Here is a 16,707-nt window from a genome sequence, read left to right as displayed (position 1 = left end):
TCCCCGCGCCCCTGGGTTGGCGCCTTCGGCGCCCCCCTCAGTTGGGGTTGTCCCCGTGCGTCAGCGTCTCCCAGGCCACGAACAGGGAGTTCGTGCCCGCGGGCCGGTTCTGCTGGGTGAGGATGCCGGTGTTGTCCATGCCGTTGCCGAGCCGGTTGTGCAGGGCGTTGTACCCGATCTCGGTGACCGGTCCGAGGCCGCGGGTGACGCTGCCGCCGCACAGCCAGCTCGGAGGCGTGGCGCCCAGCTCGTACTTGGACTGGAAACCGAGCGCGTACCGCAGCCGGGTGCCGATGTCGCCGGTGTAGAGGTCGTTGCCCTGGATGCGGCTGGTCTCGGCGACGTGCGAGATGGACGAGATGCCGTACCCGGTGTGCGTGAAGTCGCGGCAGGTCTCCTGGGTGACGCCGTTCTCGAAGGTGCTCAGGCCCTGCCAGTAGTTGATGATCTCGTCACGGGTGTCGAGACCGCTGCCCGGCGCGGTCTTCGGCAGAGCGCCGTCGGAGTCCAGGTAGACGTACGCCGGTACACGGCCCATGAACTTGCTCATGGCCTTGTCGTAGGACGTCTTGTCGTCGAGGAAGACGGAGATGCCGGTGGCGGCCTCCATCATCGTCAGCTCCCAGTTGCCGTTGGAGTTGGAGCCGCCGATGATCTCGGGCAGGTAGACGTTGCGCAGCATGGTCGCGAAACGGCTCTCGTTGGGCCAGCCGCCGTCGTACGTGTACTTGATGATCTCGGCGGCCTTGGGCCAGGAGGAGCCGGCCCAGCCGGTCTGGAGCGGGGCGTTGCTGTTGGTGTGCTCCTTGATGGTGCCGGACCATGCGTCCATCAGCTCGATGGACTTCTGCGCATAGCGCGCGTCCCGGGTGATGTACCAGGCGAGGGCGTCGCTGTACGCGGCGATGGCGTCCTGACGCTCGTCGGTGCAGCCGTAGTTGGGGTTGGAGTAGGAGCCACACTCGACGGTGGCGCGTGGCTTGGCCGTGCGGGACAGCGAGGCGTAGCTGCTCGCCATCATCTGGTCGTAGGCGCCCTTCCACGGTTGCTCGCCGGCGTTGACCTTCTGGCGCATGAAGTCCAGCTGAGCCTGGGAGACGACCACGCCGGGGTGGACGAACGCGGTGGGGGCGGCGTCGGCACGGTGCGCGGCGGGCCAGGCGAGCAGGGCGGCCACCAACGCGGTCACGACACCGACGACGGCGCCGAGGGTGGCTCGGCGCGGTCTGCGGTGCCGGGGGGCGAGGGCGGCGGGGGACTCAGGAGTGTCGGGCATGTGGGGTGCCATCCGTTCTCATATGTGAACGACAGGTGGGTTTCTGAACACTCGCGATGCGCAGACCATAGGTACGGACCAGACTTCCGTCAAGGGGTGAAGAAACCCCGTGGCGAGCCCCCAGCCGCCCACCCGGGCCCGGACATGCAAATGGGCCGCACTCCTTGGGCAAGGAGTACGGCCCACATCTGCACGCCGGTACGGCGCAGCGCAACGAACGAAACGAACGAGCGGTACCAGGTGGCATCAACGCACGGAACCGACGGGCCTCAACACGTCATCACACGCCGTCAGGCGTGACCGCCCTGAGACCACACCGGCACCAGTGCCGGCACCGTAAGGCTCAGCGCACCTCGGTGATCTCCGGTCCGCGGGCGAGCTGGCCCATTCCCCCGGAGAACCGGGACGAGCTCTGCTCCTCCTGCTGCACGCCGTCCGGCACCATCTGGGCGTCGTTCGGCAGCTTGAGGACGATCGGGTCACGCGGGGCCATCGGGTGGTCACCGCGCACCACCACGGTGTCGCGGAAGATCTGCTCCAGCAGACCGGCGGCCTGCGGCTGCACGGCACCCTGCCCGGAGATCACCCCGCGCAGGAACCAGCGCGGACCGTCCACGCCGATGAACCGCACGACCTGGAAGCCGCCCTTGCCGTCCGGCAGCTGCACCGGCACCTGGGCGCGCAGCTCCCAGCCGAGCGGCCCCTCGACCTCGTCGATGACGCCGCCCTGCTGGGTGATGCCGGTGGCGATCTCCTCGCGGACCTCGGTCCACAGGCCCTCGCGCTTGGGGGCGGCGAAGCCCTGGAGCTGGACCGCGCTGTCCTTCAGGACGACCGTCGCGGCGACGATCGAGTCACCGGCGACCTCCACGCGCAGCTCCATGCCGTCGACGCCCGGCACGAAGAGGCCGCCGAGATCCACCCGGCCCTCGCCGGGCTTGCTGACCTCGCTCACGTCCCACGGGCCATCGGGGCGCGGGGCAGGCTCGAGCCGCACACGCTCCCGCTCGGCGCCCTCGCCGTCCTCGGCTTCCGCGCCCTCGGCGTCGTCGACCTGCTCGGCCTCGCTCGCCTCGTCCACCGTGTCCACGGTGGCGTCAGCGGGGTCATTCTTCTTGCGACGTCCGAACACGTCACTGTCCTTCCCGGTCAGATACGACCGAAGCGTATCGATTCCCACCCACTTGACCACCGTCGTCGCCGCTCATGGCAGCATGGCCGCCGGTGGAACCGAAGCCCCCATCGGCCCGAGCAGAGTCGGGAAGCTCCGCGACCTCCTGGAAGCGCACCCTCTCGACTTGCTGGACGACCAGCTGGGCAATCCGGTCGAAACGCTCGAACCGCACGGCCTCGCGTGGGTCGAGATTCACCACGATCACCTTGATCTCTCCACGGTACCCGGCATCCACCGTCCCCGGGGCATTCACGAGAGCGACGCCGCAGCGCGCTGCGAGCCCGGAACGCGGGTGCACGAACGCCGCGTACCCCTGTGGCAGTGCGAGGGAAACCCCCGTGGGCAACACGGCCCGTTCGCCCGGAGCGAGCTCGCACGGTTCGGTGGTGCGCAGATCCGCTCCCGCGTCCCCGGGATGCGCGTAGGTCGGCAGGGGCACGTCCGGATCGACGCGCCGGATCTGTACCGGAACCTCCTGGCGCGCGACGGATTCGTCACACACGGCGGCACCCGGGCGCCGGGGACGGCTCACGGACTCGCTTCGGGCGCGCGGGCGCGCGGGGTCTGGTCCAGTACCACTCACAGGCGCAGACCTTACCCGCCCAACCTGTCAGTGCCCCGCCAACCTGGCAGCCTGTGCCCGCAATCCGCACAACCGCGCCGCGCGGCGCCCCCGGGCCCGCTGCGCCCCGCACACCGCGCGGCGCCCGCACCGTGCCAAGCTTGGCGCATGGACCCTTCCGCCGCCCTCGCCACCTACGAAGAACGTCTGACCGCGCCCCGTTCCTGGTGGCTCGTGTCGGTCCTGGTCGGGGTCGCGATGGCCCTGATCATGCTGCCCCTCGGGCCGCTGCCGCTGCTCGGCGGCCTGGTCGGCGGCACCGCGGCGGCGGCCGTGGTGACCAGCTCCTACGGCTCGGTGCGGGTCCGTGTGGTGGCCGGTTCGCTGGTGGCCGGTGACGCCCGGATCCCGGTGGCGGCGCTCGGCACCCCGCAGGTGCTGGACGCCGAGGAGGCCCGCGCCTGGCGTTCCCACAAGGCCGACCCGCGCGCCTTCATGCTGCTGCGCAGCTACGTGCCGACGGCCCTGCGCATCGAGATCACGGATCCCGCGGACCCGACCCCCTACGTGTATGTGTCCACCCGTGACCCGCAGCGCCTCGCGGCGGTCCTGGAGACGGTACGGGTGGCTTCGTCCCAAGGCCCTGCGACTACCTGAGGCCAGCTGAAGCCTGCGGGCCCCTGAGGGGCTCTGAGGGCCTTCAGGTCCCACGGCGCAGCCGGCTTCTGGGCGCGCCTGAGGTTCTGTGCGTACCTGAGGCCCTAGGTGGGATGCGTCCTGATGGAATGCGTCCTGATGGGATCCGTCCTGCCCCATCGGGCAGGCCCCGCTCGCAGCGTGCGCCTCAGGCTTCCGGGTGCTCCGGGAGGGTGCCGGGCGGCAGGACGTTCACGGGCCGCTCCAGCGGCGGCAGTTGGGGGAGGTCGTCCCAGGCCACCTGGTGGCGGCGCAGGTCGGCACGGACCCGCTCGGCGAGCCTTCTGGTGTCGCGGCGGTTCATCATGGCTCCGACGACGGCACCCACCATGAACGGCGTCAGGCTCGGGAGATTGCGCATCAGGCGCTTGGTGATCTGCTGGCGCAGTTCACGCTTCAAGGGGCCGCTGAGGGCGGTGTTGAGCGTCCACGGCTTGACGACGTCGATGCCGCGTTCCTCGGCCCAGGAGGTCAGGTAGGCGGTGCTGCGCTCCTTGAGGCCACCGGGTGGCCGCAGGCCGTAGACCTCGTGGAGTTCGGCGATGAGCTTCAGCTCTATCGCCGCCACGCCCGTCACCTCGGCGGCGAGCTCGGTGGGCATGGCGGGCGGGGTCGGCAGCATCGCGGCGGCGCCGACGCTGGCGCCCACGGTGGAGGTGCCCTTGACCGCGCCCGCGACGAGCTTGTCGGCGAGCTCCTCCGGCGTCAGGTCGGGAAACTGCCTGCGGAGGGTCGCGAGGTCGCGCACCGGGACGCGGGGGGCGATCTCGATGACCCGATCGGTGAGGTAGCCGAGGGCGGCCCTGGCGAGCAGGGCACTTCTGCGTACGCCGGCCTTGACGGCGCTCAGACGGCGCTTGGCCGAGCGTGCGACGGCGAACTGCTCCGACACGGTGTCCTCCGTCCTTCTCGCGGTCCTCGTGGCGGCCACGGGCGCTGCTGATCGGCCTTGGTACGGGACGCGTCCCAGGCTTCCGGCGGATCCGTGTGCCGCCGCGCGCCCCGCTCCGAGGGAACACGGGCGCCGGCGTCCTTCGGATCCGCCGCTGCTTCCTCCGCGTCCGTCGTCCTTGCTTCGAGCGAGGCCGGGCGGCCTCGCTCGTCGTCACGCGCACCCCTGGACACACCCGGGGCCGCTTCCTGCCCGCGGGGACCACGCCCCCACAGGCGGTGCCTGCGGTGCGAGGTCGAGCCGGTCACGGCCGACCCGGCCTCAGTCGCAGTCGCGGCAGATCGGCTGGCCGTTCTTCTCGCGGGCCAGCTGACTGCGGTGGTGCACCAGGAAGCAGCTCATGCAGGTGAACTCGTCCTGCTGCTTCGGAAGTACCCGAACGGCCAGCTCCTCGTTCGAAAGGTCGGCGCCGGGCAGCTCCAGGCCTTCGGCGGCCTCGAACTCGTCGACGTCGACGGTGGAGGTGGACTTGTCGTTCCGCCGGGCCTTCAGCTCTTCGATGCTGTCCTCATTGAGGTCATCATCTGTCTTGCGTGGGGTGTCGTAATCCGTTGCCATATCTGTCTCCCCCTCTGGGTGTCTGTGGTGTCTCCAGCGCACGTAACGCGTGAGAGGCCGGACTTGTGCCCGACCCGAGGCGGAGATTTTGCCTCACATCAAGGTCTGTTACTCAATCGACACCCAACCGACCTCCTGACGGATGCCCGGCTGGGATGGCGAAGGGCACCGTACACGGTCCCGGTGCCATCGCTCACGAGCGCCACACCGTGTACTTCCCGTGATCAATACCCCTGGAAACCAGGATTTTCCCGGGCACGACCCCGGGGGCGCGACCACAGAGCGTAGGCACCCCAGGACATCGGCGTGTGATCGATCACACACGACGGTCTCGTGAACACCGCACGCATATTCCGCGGAAAGCGAACACATGCGCGACTACAGGTGACGAACAGGGCACGGCGGGCTCTCGGAAGGGTGACACGCCTCACATCGCACTCACCTTGGAAGTGTGACACGCATCACAAGGCCACCGCCTTCACGCGGCTGCGCGGCGATGTGGCCGCCGTGCGCACGAGCCACCGAGCGGGCGATCGACAGTCCGAGTCCGACGCCCTTGTCGCTGCCCGTGCGCTCGGTGCGCAGTCGCCGGAAGGGCTCGAAGAGATTGTCGATCTCGTAGCCGGGCACCACGGGACCGGTGTTCGCCACCACCAGCACCGCCTGGCCCGGCTGGGCCTCGGTGGTCACCTCGACCCACCCTCCTTCGGGGACGTTGTAGCGCACCGCGTTCTGCACCAGATTGAGCGCGATCCGCTCCAGGAGGACACCGTTGCCCTGCACCACGGCGGGCGCACGTACCCCGCGGATCTCCACGCGGGCCTGCTCCGCCTCCGTGCGCACCTGGTCCAGGGCGCGGGAAGCGACCTCGGCGAGGTCGACGGGGCGGCGCTCGATGATCTGGTTGTCGCTCCGGGCGAGCAGCAGCAGGCCCTCGACGAGCTGCTCGCTGCGCTCGTTGGTGGCCAGCAGCGTCTTGCCGAGTTGCTGGAGCTCGGGTGGCGCTCCGGGGTCGGAGAGCTGCACCTCCAGCAGGGTGCGGTTGATCGCCAGCGGGGTGCGCAGCTCGTGGGAGGCGTTCGCGACGAAGCGTTGCTGGGCTGAGAAGGCGCGCTCCAGGCGGTTCAGCATGTCGTCGAAGGTGTCGGCCAGTTCCTTGAACTCGTCGTCGGGCCCGTCCAGCTCGATGCGCCGGGACAGATCGGATCCGGCCACCCGACGAGCGGTGCGGGTGATCCGGCCGAGCGGGGCCAGCACCCGGCCCGCCATCGCGTAGCCGAAGGCGAAGGCGGTCAGGGCGAGGCCCAGCAACGCCAGCAGGGAGCGGCTGAGGAGGTTGTCCAGCGCCTCGTGCCGCTGCTGGTTCACGCAGGCGTTCAGCGCGTCGTTGATCTCGCTCTGGGTGGTGGAGGCGAGCGAGGAGCAGGTGTCGCTGGTGACCTTCACCTGGCCGGCACCGATGTAGATCTTGAACGGCAGCTCGTTGCCGACGTGCACGGCCTGTGCGGCCAGCAGGTAGATGATCGACAGCAGCAGGATGCCGGCGATCAGGAACATGCCGCCGTACAGCAGCGTGAGACGTATCCGGATGGTCGGGCGCAGCCATGGGAAGGGCGGCTCGAGGCGGTGCGGGTCCCAGGTGGGCTTCGGCGGCGCCGAGGGCGGCGTCGGGGTCTGTGCCACGGGGGATCAGATCCGGTAGCCGGAGCCGGGCACGGTGACGATCACGGCGGGCTCGCCGAGCTTGCGGCGCAGCGTCATCACCGTCACCCGGACCACATTGGTGAACGGGTCCGTGTTCTCGTCCCAGGCCTTCTCCAGGAGCTGCTCGGCGGAGACCACCGCTCCCTCGCTGCGCAGCAGCACCTCCAGAACGGCGAACTCCTTGGGCGCGAGCTGGACCTCACGGCCGTCCCGGAAGACCTCCCGGCGGTTCGGATCGAGCTTGATCCCGGCACGCTCCAGGACCGGCGGCAGCGGCACGCTGGTACGCCGCCCCAGCGCCCTTACCCGGGCGATCAGCTCGGTGAAGGCGAACGGCTTGGGCAGGTAGTCGTCGGCGCCGATCTCCAGCCCCTCCACCCGATCGCTGACGTCACCCGAAGCGGTGAGCATCAGCACCCGGGTCGGCATGCCCAACTCGACGAGCTTTCGGCAGACGTCGTCGCCGTGGACGAGCGGCAGGTCGCGGTCGAGGACCACGACGTCGTAGTCATTGACGCCGATCCGCTCCAGGGCCGCGGCGCCGTCGTAGACGACGTCGACGGCCATCGCCTCGCGCCGCAGCCCGGTGGCCACCGCGTCGGCGAGCAGCTTCTCGTCCTCGACGACGAGTACACGCACGTCGCTCCTCCTTCTGCGCTCGTGGCCGGCACGAGCCGAGAGCCCCGGGCCGCGTCGTCATGCTCCCGTCCGCCCGCCGGGGCGACGACGCGAGTACGACGACAGGACCCAGCGGGCTGGTCCTGTAGGGGGTACGCCTCCATCCTGCCTCTTTCGGCCATAAACCGGCTGTAAGGCGCCCTGCGGCCGGAGGGCACCCGGAACGGCCGGCGCCACCCGGAATGCCGAAAATTCTTGTGCGCCGAGGTTTCCGCGGTGATGCGTGAGGGGAGGACGACCACACACCCGAGATCGCCCATGGCATGTGGCATTGCCGCGTTCGCTTTTCGTCCCCTCCTCCCGGTTCCCCACCAAGCAGGGGACGTCCCCCGGCGGGCGTGCGGCGTGATCGTTTTCTCATCCAGGGCACACCCCCGTGCCGCCGACCACGACCCAGGACGAGGGGGCGCAAGCATGGACGCTTTCACCACAGGCCTACTGCAGCGCATACGGGCGACCGAGTCCGACCTGACGCGGGCACGGGAGACCGGTGACGACTTCCTGGCCGAAGTCGAACAGGGCGAGCTGGAAGATCTCCACCGGCTCGCGGCCGAGCACGGCGTCGAAGTCGACGCCCGGGGTCTCCAGGCCAGCGTCTCCGGACGCTGACCCGCCCGAGCCGCCTCGGCGGCGCGCGACGCCTGCCCGATGGGCCACGGATGCGGATCCGTAGCCAGCACAGCCCGGCACCGACGCGGACAAGGGCAGATCAGGCACGCGGACGGCATACGCGGATCTCCACACATCGCACACCCACGGATATCGCACACCCACGGATATGGACGGACCACGGGCCCCGCGACCTTCAGCAGGTCGCGGGGCCTTTGCCGGGTGGGCGCCGGTGCTGGGCAGACTCCGGCAGCTGCTCCGCGACGCGGCAGGTGGTGGCCGGACGGCGCACCGCGCGGCAGGCACGCCTCAGTCGTGCCAGGCGCCGAGTTCGTCGAGGAGCCCCCGGAGCTGCTCGAACAGGGTGGGGGTGGCCGCCACCGTCAGGTCGTAGGCCGGTCGCTCTCCGGGGCGGCCACCGGTCAGGGCACCAGCCTCGCGCGCGATGAGGTCGCCCGCGGCGAGGTCCCACGGGTTCAGGCCGCGCTCGTAGTACCCGTCGAGCCGGCCCGCGGCGACGTCGCAGAGGTCGACGGCGGCCGAACCGCCCCGCCTGATGTCCCTCAGCCGCGGGATCAGCTGCCGGGCCACCTCGGCCTGGTGCGTGCGGACCGTGGTGACGTAGTTGAAGCCGGTGGAGACCAGGCACTGCTCCATGGGTGCGGCCCCACGGCAGGCCAGGCGATGCTCGCCCAGGTAGGCACCACCGCCGCGCACCGCGTGGAAGGTCTCGCCGCGCATCGGCGCCTCCACCACCCCGACGAGGGTCTCGCCATCCCGCTCGGCCGCGATGGACACGGCCCAGGTGGGCAGCCCGTACAGGTAGTTCACGGTGCCGTCGAGCGGATCGATGACCCAGCGCACACCGCTCGTGCCGGTACGCGAGCCGCCCTCCTCGCCGAGGATGCCGTCCTCCGGGCGGTGCTCGGCGAGGTAGCCGGTGATCAGCTTCTCGGCGGCGATGTCCATCTCGGTGACCACGTCGATGGGGCTGGACTTGGTGGCCTTCACCCCCAGGTCGGCGGGCCTCCCGTCGCGCAGCAGCACACCCGCGCGGCGCGCGGCTTCCCGGGCTATGGCCAGCAGCGCGGCGAGGTCGACGGGCTCGGCGGGCTTGGCCGGGCGGGACGAACGGGACGGGGTGGCAGGAGTAGCGGGAGTGGACGGCTGGGGCTGCAAGGGGTCGCTCACGGTTCTCCGTACGTTGTCAGGAGATCCGGCTCCGGGCCACCGGATCCGGATCGGTTCACGAGCCCGGCGCACCGGGTGAACGGGCGGGCTCAGGCGTAGGGGCTGTCGGCGCCCGCGGCGGCTGGCTTGGGGGTGCGGGCCGGGCAGCAGCCCACGGGACACACGTCGTGGCTGGCTCCGAGCGTGCCCAGCGCGCACCGCTCCACCGCACCACCGCGTACCACGGCGGCACGCTCGACGACGAGGTCGCGCACGGCGGCGGCGAACCGCGGGTCGGCCCCGACCGTGGCCGAGCGGCGCACCGGAAGGCCCAGCTCGGCGGCCTTGGCGGCGGCCTCGGTGTCCAGGTCGTAGCGCACCTCCATGTGGTCGGAGACGAAGCCGATGGGCGCCATGACGACGGCCGGGGCACCGGCGGCGTGCAGCTCCTCCAGGTGGTCGCAGATGTCCGGCTCCAGCCAGGGGATGTGCGGGGCGCCCGAACGCGACTGGTAGACGAGCTGCCACGGGTGGTCGACGCCGGTCCGCTCGCGCACGGCGGCGGCGATCAGTTCCGCCACCGCACGGTGCTGCGCCACGTACGCGCCGCCAGGGCCGTGCTGCTCGACGGGCCCGGAGGTGTCGGCCGCCGCGGTGGGGATGGAGTGCGTGGTGAACGCGAGATGGGCGCCGTCGCGTACCTCGGCGGGCAGCTCGGCCAGCGCGGCGAGCACGCCGTCGGTCATGGGCGCCACGAAGCCGGGGTGGTTGAAGTAGTGCCGGAGCTTGTCCACGCGCGGCAGGTCGAGGCCGTCGGACCGCAGGCCGGCAAGCGCGTCGGCCAGGTTCTCGCGGTACTGGCGGCAGCCCGAGTACGACGCGTACGCGCTGGTGGCGAGGGTGAGGACGCGGCGCCGGCCGTCGCGGACCAGCTCGCGCAGGGTGTCCGCGAGGTAGGGCGTCCAGTTGCGGTTGCCCCAGTACACCGGCAGGTCGAGGCCGTGTTCGGCGAAGTCCTTGCGCAGCGCGCCGAGCAGTGCGCGGTTCTGGTCGTTGATCGGGCTGATCCCGTCGAAGAGGTAGTAGTGCTGCCCCACCTCCTTCAGCCGCTCCTTGGGGATGCCGCGGCCCCGCGTCACGTTCTCCAGGAAGGGGATCACGTCGTCGGGGCCCTCGGGTCCCCCGAAGGAGAGCAGCAGCAGGGCGTCGTAAGGGGCGGAATCCAGCGCTTCGGGCATGTCCTTGATCCTGCCACCCGGGGCCGACGGCCGGAAAACACCACCACCGGTCCGGGACGGGCCCACCGCCCTGACCGGCCGTTCGTCCCGCCACCGACACCGGCGGATCACCGACACCGCCACGACCGGCGATCGTCCCGGCGCACCTGGTGTCACGGCCGTGAGTATGATCCCACTCCACCGATCGGGGACGTGGCCGGAAATCGGCCGCCGAGGCGGGAGGAGCCCGGGACATGGCCCAAGCGGACACCGCCATCTGGCGCAACTGGGCGGGGAACGTCACCGCCCGCCCCGCACGCCAGGCCACCCCGGCCGGCGTCGACGAGCTCTCTGCGGCCGTGCGGGACGCCGCCGAGGACGGCCTCAAGGTCAAGGCCGTCGGTGCCGGCCATTCCTTCACCGCGGCCGCCGCGACCGACGGGCTGCTGATCCGACCCCAACTGCTGGCCGGAATCCATCGCATCGACGTCCCCAACAGCCCTCAGGGCTCGGGCGGCACTCCCATGGCCGGCACCGTCACCGTGGGTGCCGGCACTCCGCTGAAGCGGATGAACACGGCGCTGGCCCGTGAGGGCCTGTCGCTCACGAACATGGGCGACATCATGGAGCAGACCGTCTCGGGCGCGGTCAGCACCGGCACGCACGGCACGGGACGCGACTCCGGCTCGATAGCGATGCAGCTACGCGGCCTGGAACTGGTCACGGCGGACGGCTCGGTGCTCAGCTGCTCCGCGCAGGGCACCGAGGAGGAGCGCGCGGTGTTCGCCGCCGCGCGGATCGGTCTGGGCGCCCTGGGCGTGCTCAGCTCGCTCACCTTCGCGGTGGAGCCGGTCTTCCTGCTGACGGCACGCGAGGAGCCGATGACCCTGGACCGGGTCACCGCGGAGTTCGACGCGCTGTGCGCGGAGAACGAGCACTTCGAGTTCTACTGGTTCCCGCACACCGGCAACTGCAACACGAAGCGGAACAACCGCAGTGCGGGCCCGCCCGCCCCGGTCGGCAGGGTGAGCGGCTGGTTCGAGGACGAGTTGCTCTCCAACGGGGTCTTCCAGGCGGTCAACGTGCTCGGCCGCGCCGTGCCCGCCGTCGTGCCCGCGATCGCCCGGCTGTCCAGTCGTGCGCTGTCCGCCCGTACCTACACCGATATTCCGTACAAGGTCTTCACAAGCCCGCGCCGGGTGCGCTTCGTCGAGATGGAGTACGCCCTGCCGCGCGAGGCTCTGGTGGACGCGCTGCGTGAGCTGAAGGCCATGATCGACCGTTCCCGACTGCGGATCAGCTTCCCCGTGGAGGTCCGCACCGCGCCCGCTGACGACATCCCGCTGTCCACCGCCTTCGGCCGCGACAGCGCCTACATCGCCGTCCACATGTACCGGGGCACGCCCTACCGTGCGTACTTCACCGAGGCCGAGCGCATCTTCACGGCGCATGGCGGACGGCCGCACTGGGGCAAGGTGCACACGCGCGACGCCGCGTACCTCTCCGAGGTGTATCCGCGCTTCGCCGAGTTCACCGCCCTGCGCGACCGCCTCGACCCCGACCGGGTCTTCGGGAACGACTATCTGCGGCGGGTCCTGGGCGACTGACGGCGCGGGAGGCAGGCGCCCGGGCTACCCGGCGGGCGCTGGCGGGCAGGCGACGACGAGCCGCCGGAGGGGCGCTGGCCCGGACGTCCGGAGGGTCACTGGCCTGACGTGCCGTCCGGCTGCCGGGTGGCCGAGCCACCGGTCCCGGAACCGGCGCCCGCTCCCCCACCGGAACCGTCGCTCTGCGTGGCGGTGGGGGTCGGGGTGGGCGTGGCCGTCTGCCGGTGCCCACCGGTGCCGCCGTCGGAACCGGCACCCTGGCCACCGCCGGAGTCCGCGCCCGTGCCGGGAGTGGACGCGGTGCCCGAGCCCTGGGTGCCGGACGGCGTGGGCGTCGGCGACGACTGCTGGTCCGGCGCCTGCGAGTCCCTCGGGTCAGCGCTGCTCGGCTCGTGGTCCGTCCCTTCGGGCCCCTGCGAGGACTGCCCGGACGGCGTCACCACGGGAGTGGCCGGGGCGTGCCCGCTCCCGGATTCCCCGCCGGACAGGACGTCACCGATCGTGGTCCTCATGCGATCGCCGTTGAGGCTGTGCCCGGATGCCAGCTCGTACGTCGTGATGCCGCCCATCGCCACCACGAAGACCATCCCGCTGGCGAGGAGCGGCCGCTTCAGCCCGCGCACCCGCGCCCGGTGCACGGTCCCCTCGGTGAACGCGTCCGGCGGCGGGCCACCGTCCGGGTCCACGGTTCCCGGACCTCCCGGTACGCCGAGGTCACCGGGGTCGCACGGGTCGCCCGGGTCACCCGGATTCCGCAGGACGGCGGTGTGCTCCGGCTCTCGCCCCTCGCCCGGCACCGGCCGGGCGCGGTGCAGCAGGCGGGTCGCGGCGTCGAGCCCCGCCACGGGATGCCCGGAGGCACCGGAGGCACCAGAGGCACCGCCCCTGCCCAGCAGCCGGGTGGCGCCCGCCTCTATGTCGTTGCCGGTGCCGTCGGCCAGGGGGCGCGCGGCGTGTCCGTCGCCGGGCAGGACCTGCGTCTCCCGCTGTCCGACCTGGTAGCGGCGCAGCAGCCGCGTCGCGGTGTCGCCCGGCGCGTGGGGGTCCACGGCCGAGCCGCGCGCAGGCCGGCCGACGCCCCACGTCGTCGTCGCCACCCCCCACGCAGTGGGACGGCTGGCCCGTGCACCGGACGGCTCCCGGCCGGCACCGGACCGCGTCGGCCGGAACGTCTCCGGCACCGGGTGGCCACCGCTGGTGACGAGCACCGGGGTCCGCCGCACCCGCGGCCTGCGGCTCACGGTGACGTCGCGGATCTGCTCGCCGGTGCGGCGGAAGAAGTGCTGGAACAGCGAGCCGGAGCAGGTGGCGACGGCGCTCACGACACCGGCACCGAGGATCGTGCCGTACACGCCCAGGTTCGAGGCGAACTTGGCCGCCAGCACGGCGGCCATCGCACTGCCGGCCACCTGCGGCAGGTTCAGCTCCAGCCGGCGCTTGCGACCGCCGTCGGAGGACGACGCCTCCGGAGGAGGTTCCGCCGCGGCTGAGCGGTCATCCGCGGCCTCCTCGACACCACCGGCACCTCGGGAACCGCGCGAACCACGTGAACCGCGCGAACCACGCCGATACACGTCGGCGCCGGGTCGCCCATCGGCGCCGGCGGTTTCCCTCCGTGACCTCGCGCCCTCGGACCCGTTCTCGGACGGACCCGGGCCCGTGTACCGGCCGCCGGGATTCGGCCTCTTGCCCACAACGCACCTTGCCTGCACTTCTCGACGCAATTGCACGAGCTGAACGAGAATTCGCTCGACCGGAGTACGTATGGGCAGAGTATTGTGGTTCCGCTTCCAGCGGTTTCGTGAACTATGCCACGCATAATCCTCACGCAACCCGGCGACCAGGCCGTCAACTCACGCGCCCGCGCAGAACTTCCGACGGCGCGCCGGTCCACCCGGCTGGCCCAATGGAGTACTGTTGCGAGCCGTCGGTCCGGTCTTCCGGCAGGCAGTCGGGGCCTTTTGAAGGGCACCGAAAGGGGGCATGTTCCACAGGGTGGCCAGAGCGGTCACTCAGCGTTGCGAACAGGTAACCGTGTCATAACGGCGATCCAGGGTCCATGCCCGACACGCCGGTCAACTCGGCAAGGTTGTGGCAGGCTGCACCCGGGCAGGCCACACTCGACTAGCGGAAGCGACGCACGTGACGTCGGCAGGCACCACCCGGGAGGTCCCCATGCCCGAACTGCGTGTCGTGGCCGTCTCCAATGACGGCACACGGCTGGTGCTGAAGGCTGCGGACAGCACGGAGTACACGCTTCCCATCGACGAGAGGCTCCGCGCCGCCGTACGCGGCGACCGCCCCCGCCTCGGCCAGATCGAGATCGAGGTGGAGAGCCATCTCCGCCCCCGCGACATCCAGGCCCGGATACGTGCAGGCGCCACCGCGGAAGAGGTCGCGCAGCTCGCCGGCATCCCCGTCGACCGGGTGCGCCGCTTCGAGGGACCCGTGCTGGCGGAGCGTGCGTTCATGGCCGAGCGCGCCCGGAAGACCCCCGTGCGCCGCCCCGGTGAGAACGTCGGCCCCCAGCTGGGCGAGGCGGTCCAGGAGCGGCTGATGATGCGGGGCGCCGACCGGGACACCGTCCAGTGGGACTCCTGGCGCCGCGACGACGGCACCTGGGAGGTGCTGCTCGTCTACCGCGTCGCAAGTGAGACGCACACGGCCAGCTGGACCTACGACCCGCCGCGCCGCCTCGTGCAGGCCGTGGACGACGAAGCGCGCTCCCTGATCGGCGAGTCCGACGACCTCGCCGCGCCGGAGCCCAGCTTCCCGTTCGTGCCGCGCATCGCACGCCTGCCGCGCGAGCGCTCCCTGGACCGCGGCCCCGAGCGCCCCAGCCTGCCGTCGCCCACCGAGCCCGGTGACGACGTCGACCAGGGCCGCGACTCGCTCACCAGCCTCCTGGAGGCCGTGCCGAGCTTCCGCGGCGACCTGGTGGTGCCCGAGCGCTCCGAGTCGGCGCCCGACCACGCTCCCGAAGAGCCCGAGCGTGAGCCGGACGCCGAAGAGCCGCCGGCGCCCGCTGCTTCGGCGGGTTCCGCCTACGCGGACGTGCTGATGCCGCGGTCGGTCGCCAGCCACCGCGACCGGCTGATCGGCTCCACCGACCGGCAGGCCGAGGCGGACGGCGTCCGGCCGGGCCGCCGTGCCGCGGTGCCCAGCTGGGACGAGATCGTCTTCGGCACCCGGCGCAAGAAGAAGGAGTGACGCGGGCACGGGCCGGCACCACCGCACCCCGTGCACCACAGAGCCGAACACCGGTCTGGCCGGCCGTCCCCAGGACGCCGGCCAGACCGCTGTCCAGACCGTTGGCCGCCGCTGAGCGCTACTGGGGCTCCGGCCCCGTGGCCACCGGACGGCCGCGGTCCCCGGACCACTCCGACCAGGACCCCACATACAGGTCCGACGGGATGCCGGCGGCCTCCAGCGCCAGCACCTGATGCGCGGCGGAGACCCCGGAGCCGCAGTACACGCCGACCTTGCTGCCCGGCGACACACCCAGGGCGGCGAAACGCGCGGCGAGTTCGGCGACGGGTCGGAAGCGGCCGTCCTCGGCGACGTTGCCCTGCGTCGGCGCCGAGATCGCGCCGGGAATGTGGCCGCCCACCGGGTCGATCGGCTCGACTTCACCGCGGTACCGCTCGCCGGCCCGTGCGTCCAGCAACACCCCGGACCGGGCGCGCGCCGCCGCGCCGTCCGCGTCCAACAGTCCGAGCGCCCCCGGCTCCTGACCGCCGGCGCCCGGAACGGGCTCGAAATCCCCCGGGGTCGGCGGCGCCGGCTCGCCGGACTCCACAGGCCCGTCCCAGGCCGCGAGACCGCCGTCCAGCACATGGACGGACGGGTGCCCCGTCCAGCGCAGCAGCCACCAGGCGCGCGCCGCGGCCCAGCTCAACCCGCCGTCGTACACGACGACGGCACGGTCGGCGCGGACGCCCGCCGCCCGCATCGCCGCACCGAAGGTCGCCATGTCCGGCAGCGGATGCCTGCCCCGCGCCCCCGGCGGAGCGGCCAGTTCGGTGTCGAGGTCGACGAAGGCGGCGCCCGGGATGTGGCCCTCCAGGTAGGCCTGCCGCTGGTGCGGACCCCCGAGCTGCCAGCGGACGTCGAGCAGCACCGGCGGTTTCAAGCCAGCGCGTTCGACCCCGAGTTCGGACGCGGAGATGATGACGTTCATGACCCCATCCTTGCGCATGGGGTGGCTTGCCCGCCGAGCTCCGGATACTCTGCTCGGCACCAGATGCGACCACGGCGCGTACTGGAGTGGACACAGCTAGTGCATGCACATGACATCAGTCGATCATCCGGCTCGTCGGCCGACCGGTCAGTGGGCCGGTCGGCCGATCAGTCGACGGGCCGATCCTCCAGTCGATCCCCACCTGGTGGGTCGCCCATCGGTGGATCGAGCGGTGACCTCGGTGGATCACCACGCAGAAACGACACGCCACCGAGCTGCGTCACCGGTACGGCAGCAAGCGCGACAGGTCACAGGGACGGATCA

The 16,707-nt window shown here is 71.5% G+C and carries 15 protein-coding genes; 4 read left to right on the top strand and 11 right to left on the bottom strand.

Going from position 1 to position 16,707, the window contains the following annotated elements:
* Positions 1 to 37: 37 nt before the first annotated feature.
* The 3 genes from NQO67_RS30285 to dut form a co-directional block, all read right to left on the bottom strand.
* Entirely contained in the window at positions 38 to 1,276 is a 1,239-nt protein-coding gene (locus NQO67_RS30285; RefSeq protein ID WP_374119197.1) for an alginate lyase family protein, read from the bottom strand.
* Between the two features lie 343 nt (positions 1,277 to 1,619).
* A complete protein-coding gene (locus NQO67_RS30280) occupies positions 1,620 to 2,408 on the bottom strand; it encodes a DUF3710 domain-containing protein (protein WP_255953514.1) in 789 nt (262 codons plus the stop codon).
* 1 nt (position 2,409) lies between these two features.
* On the bottom strand, positions 2,410 to 2,952 hold the full coding sequence (gene dut, locus NQO67_RS30275; RefSeq protein ID WP_255953513.1) for a dUTP diphosphatase: 543 nt from the start codon (positions 2,950 to 2,952) through the stop codon (positions 2,410 to 2,412).
* A 228-nt stretch (positions 2,953 to 3,180) separates the two neighbouring features.
* On the opposite strand from dut, the gene NQO67_RS30270 reads away from it, so the two are divergent.
* Positions 3,181 to 3,669 (top strand): DUF3093 domain-containing protein, encoded by a 489-nt coding sequence (locus NQO67_RS30270; protein ID WP_255953512.1) that lies wholly within the window; start codon positions 3,181 to 3,183, stop codon positions 3,667 to 3,669.
* Between the two features lie 187 nt (positions 3,670 to 3,856).
* Here NQO67_RS30270 and NQO67_RS30265 read toward each other — a convergent pair whose 3' ends face one another.
* From NQO67_RS30265 to NQO67_RS30250, 4 genes are all read right to left on the bottom strand, one after another.
* Positions 3,857 to 4,678: a hypothetical protein gene (locus tag NQO67_RS30265; RefSeq protein ID WP_374119202.1), complete on the bottom strand. Its 822-nt coding sequence runs from the start codon at positions 4,676 to 4,678 to the stop codon at positions 3,857 to 3,859.
* Between the two features lie 243 nt (positions 4,679 to 4,921).
* A complete protein-coding gene (locus NQO67_RS30260) occupies positions 4,922 to 5,218 on the bottom strand; it encodes a DUF4193 domain-containing protein (RefSeq protein WP_003951337.1) in 297 nt (98 codons plus the stop codon).
* Between the two features lie 438 nt (positions 5,219 to 5,656).
* Entirely contained in the window at positions 5,657 to 6,901 is a 1,245-nt protein-coding gene (locus tag NQO67_RS30255) for a sensor histidine kinase (RefSeq protein WP_255953510.1), read from the bottom strand.
* A gap of 6 nt (positions 6,902 to 6,907) precedes the next feature.
* Positions 6,908 to 7,561, bottom strand: coding sequence for a response regulator transcription factor (locus tag NQO67_RS30250; RefSeq protein ID WP_255953509.1), 654 nt, complete (start codon positions 7,559 to 7,561; stop codon positions 6,908 to 6,910).
* A gap of 453 nt (positions 7,562 to 8,014) precedes the next feature.
* Between NQO67_RS30250 and NQO67_RS30245 the strand changes: the two genes are divergently transcribed.
* The gene (locus tag NQO67_RS30245; RefSeq protein WP_255953508.1) at positions 8,015 to 8,209 is read left to right on the top strand and encodes a hypothetical protein; all 195 of its coding nucleotides are present in this window, start codon (positions 8,015 to 8,017) and stop codon (positions 8,207 to 8,209) included.
* A 309-nt stretch (positions 8,210 to 8,518) separates the two neighbouring features.
* Here NQO67_RS30245 and NQO67_RS30240 read toward each other — a convergent pair whose 3' ends face one another.
* Positions 8,519 to 9,295, bottom strand: a complete 777-nt coding sequence (locus NQO67_RS30240) for an inositol monophosphatase family protein (protein WP_255953587.1) — start codon at positions 9,293 to 9,295, stop codon at positions 8,519 to 8,521.
* Between the two features lie 194 nt (positions 9,296 to 9,489).
* Positions 9,490 to 10,617, bottom strand: coding sequence for a ferrochelatase (locus NQO67_RS30235; protein WP_255953507.1), 1,128 nt, complete (start codon positions 10,615 to 10,617; stop codon positions 9,490 to 9,492).
* 233 nt (positions 10,618 to 10,850) lie between these two features.
* Between NQO67_RS30235 and NQO67_RS30230 the strand changes: the two genes are divergently transcribed.
* Complete coding sequence (locus NQO67_RS30230) at positions 10,851 to 12,203, top strand: D-arabinono-1,4-lactone oxidase (protein WP_255953506.1); 1,353 nt, start codon at positions 10,851 to 10,853, stop codon at positions 12,201 to 12,203.
* A 95-nt stretch (positions 12,204 to 12,298) separates the two neighbouring features.
* Here NQO67_RS30230 and NQO67_RS30225 read toward each other — a convergent pair whose 3' ends face one another.
* The gene (locus NQO67_RS30225) at positions 12,299 to 13,612 is read right to left on the bottom strand and encodes a hypothetical protein (protein ID WP_255953505.1); all 1,314 of its coding nucleotides are present in this window, start codon (positions 13,610 to 13,612) and stop codon (positions 12,299 to 12,301) included.
* 766 nt (positions 13,613 to 14,378) lie between these two features.
* On the opposite strand from NQO67_RS30225, the gene sepH reads away from it, so the two are divergent.
* Entirely contained in the window at positions 14,379 to 15,413 is a 1,035-nt protein-coding gene (gene sepH, locus NQO67_RS30220; protein WP_255953504.1) for a septation protein SepH, read from the top strand.
* 118 nt (positions 15,414 to 15,531) lie between these two features.
* On the opposite strand, the gene NQO67_RS30215 is transcribed toward sepH, so the two are convergent.
* Positions 15,532 to 16,383: a sulfurtransferase gene (locus tag NQO67_RS30215; RefSeq protein WP_255953503.1), complete on the bottom strand. Its 852-nt coding sequence runs from the start codon at positions 16,381 to 16,383 to the stop codon at positions 15,532 to 15,534.
* Positions 16,384 to 16,707: the final 324 nt, after the last annotated feature.

The organism is Streptomyces odontomachi (genome assembly GCF_024435355.1).
Classification (GTDB): domain Bacteria; phylum Actinomycetota; class Actinomycetes; order Streptomycetales; family Streptomycetaceae; genus Streptomyces; species Streptomyces odontomachi.
Note: the sequence above shows the minus strand (reverse complement) of the source record. Positions and strands in the feature narration are given on the sequence as shown.

Excerpts from the sequence above, each read along its gene's own strand:
- NQO67_RS30230 (WP_255953506.1), top strand. The coding sequence starts at position 10,851 with ATGGCCCAAGCGGACACCGCCATCTGGCGCAACTGGGCGGGGAACGTC.
- NQO67_RS30270 (WP_255953512.1), top strand. The coding sequence starts at position 3,181 with ATGGACCCTTCCGCCGCCCTCGCCACCTACGAAGAACGTCTGACCGCG.
- NQO67_RS30235 (WP_255953507.1), bottom strand. The coding sequence starts at position 10,617 with ATGCCCGAAGCGCTGGATTCCGCCCCTTACGACGCCCTGCTGCTGCTC.
- NQO67_RS30245 (WP_255953508.1), top strand. The coding sequence starts at position 8,015 with ATGGACGCTTTCACCACAGGCCTACTGCAGCGCATACGGGCGACCGAG.
- NQO67_RS30285 (WP_374119197.1), bottom strand. The coding sequence starts at position 1,276 with ATGCCCGACACTCCTGAGTCCCCCGCCGCCCTCGCCCCCCGGCACCGC.
- sepH (WP_255953504.1), top strand. The coding sequence starts at position 14,379 with ATGCCCGAACTGCGTGTCGTGGCCGTCTCCAATGACGGCACACGGCTG.
- NQO67_RS30260 (WP_003951337.1), bottom strand. The coding sequence starts at position 5,218 with ATGGCAACGGATTACGACACCCCACGCAAGACAGATGATGACCTCAAT.
- NQO67_RS30215 (WP_255953503.1), bottom strand. The coding sequence starts at position 16,383 with ATGAACGTCATCATCTCCGCGTCCGAACTCGGGGTCGAACGCGCTGGC.